Source organism: Protofrankia sp. Cr1, assembly GCF_963555865.1.
In the GTDB taxonomy this organism is placed as follows: Bacteria; Actinomycetota; Actinomycetes; order Frankiales; family Frankiaceae; genus Protofrankia.
Window position 1 is genome coordinate 1 of the sequence record NZ_CAUVXO010000684.1, and the last position, 1872, is coordinate 1872.

Consider the following 1872-nt stretch of genomic DNA (forward strand, 5'->3'; position numbering starts at 1 on the left):
ATCGCTTGGACCATCTTCACCAAAATCTCCGGGTGTCAGCCAACGGAGTTGGAGCCCCGGATACCGCCGTACACCCCGAAGGGAGTGATGAACATGGGAGGGCGATACCTATGGACTACTGACCAAGCCGCTGTACAGAAGCAGGCTGGTCGGACTGGACGGACATGCCCGCCCCCGCACCTGCGAAGGCGGCTTCCACACCGGGTAGTACGGCCAATATGCTGACAGCGATCGCCGCCGGCACTCACTCCGACCGTCATCAGGAAATCTTCGCTCTGGGATCCGGCGGGGATGTTTACCACGCGTGAAACTGGCTCAAGGACAACGGTTCGCCGAACTGGGAGGCCTGGTCCGAATGGTCCCCCTGGTACGAGATGCCACCCGTCAGGTAATTCGGGCTAACCGATCCAGGCCCGGCACGACTGCGAGGGAGCCGCGCAAGCAGGTTGACTCGCGTGTTCGCCCGCAGCGCGAGCCCCGACCACACCGCCGCCATGCAATGCGTAGAAGCTGACTTCACCATCCTAGGGAATAGCCGCAACCACAAGCTCGCCTTTGATGGTAACGGCCGGCCCAGGCCGACCGTCGCCACCGTGTCCGCAGCCTCTCCCGACATTTCCTCCAGCTCGAAGTCCGCCGCTGGTTGACGTTGATCGGGGGTGGGGCTTGGGCGTCCGAGGTGTCGTAAGACGTCACGCACTTGGCGGTAGTACGTACGTCCCGCCGGAGAGCAGACGCACCAAGCGGTCCGTGACTCCCGGAGACGCCGCCGCGGGCCGGTCGCGATCGTTTCCACCGAACGAACCGCGCCCGTCGTGTCGCTCCCGCCATGCACGTACAGGGCATAGGGCCTGCCGACAGTCGCTTCCAAGATCGGAAAATATGCGTAATCGCAAAAGTAACATCAACAAGGGTGTTCAGTCGATCGCGCGGCCGCTGCCGTCCGGGTGAGCCAGACGGCGTAGCAGAGCAAGCGCCCCTTCGGTCGGGACGGGACGGAAGAAGTCCGCGTCGACGCGCTCGACAGCGGCGATCGCGCGGGGGGCGAGCTCGGCGCCCCTTGCGGTGACCTGAAGCAGCTTCGCCCTCGTGTCGGCCGGGTCGGTCTCGCGGCTGACCAAACCGTTGCGTTCCAGGGTGCGCAGCACCTGTGACGTCATCTTCACGTCGGTGCCGGCGTGCGCGGCGACGGCGAGCTGGTTGGGAGGCTCACCCTGGTCGCCCAGCCACCAGACGGAGGCGAGCAGCACGAACTGGACATGAGTGAGTTCGAGCGGGGCGAGCGCCGCCGCGATCGCCCGTTGCCAGCGCAGCGTGGCGTGCCACAGCAGGAAGCCGGGGCTGCCACCGGGAGGCAAGGCCACGTTATCGGTCGACCTTCGTCAGTCGCGGGACGCTGGCGCCTCCGCGAGCCTGACCAACGCCCCGATCGTGTCCGGAAAGTCAGCCGTGATCGCCGGGCCGACCTGAGTTCCCAGCTCGTCGGCCGCCGAACCTGTGATCTCCGTCCGGTAGGTCACGCGGCGGCGCTCCGCGTCGACCGCGTCGATGCGGTGCGTGGTGCGGACCAGAATGTCGCCGAGATCGACCTCATCGACGAACAGCCATGGCGCGTCAACCTCAGTCAGCCGCAGCCGCACCGGCTGTTCACCTGCGGGGTTCATTACGATCTCGCTCCCGACCTCGAACGGACCACTGACCTCGATCCCGTCGATGTCCGCGTTCCAGGCCCTCCAGCCTGCCACGTCTGCCCACAACCGCCAGACCGCCTCCGGCGCCGCCTCCGTCAGGACGCTGTGCTCGTAGGACCACATCCTGGGACCTCCTGCCATAAAAGTCTATGCGTAGATTATCTGCGCGCATCCTATCAGT

Annotated in this window: 2 protein-coding genes; both read right to left on the reverse strand. The window is 65.7% G+C overall.

All coding sequences use genetic code 11. From position 1 onward, the window contains the following. Positions 1-917 precede the first annotated feature (917 nt). Positions 918-1364 (reverse strand): MarR family winged helix-turn-helix transcriptional regulator, encoded by a 447-nt coding sequence (locus U9980_RS27950; protein WP_322748646.1) that lies wholly within the window; start codon positions 1362-1364, stop codon positions 918-920. An 18-nt stretch (positions 1365-1382) separates the two neighbouring features. Then, positions 1383-1814 carry an SRPBCC family protein gene (locus U9980_RS27955; RefSeq protein ID WP_322748645.1) on the reverse strand — a complete coding sequence of 144 codons (432 nt, stop codon included), beginning with the start codon at positions 1812-1814 and terminating at the stop codon, positions 1383-1385. Between the last annotated feature and the right edge of the window lie 58 nt (positions 1815-1872).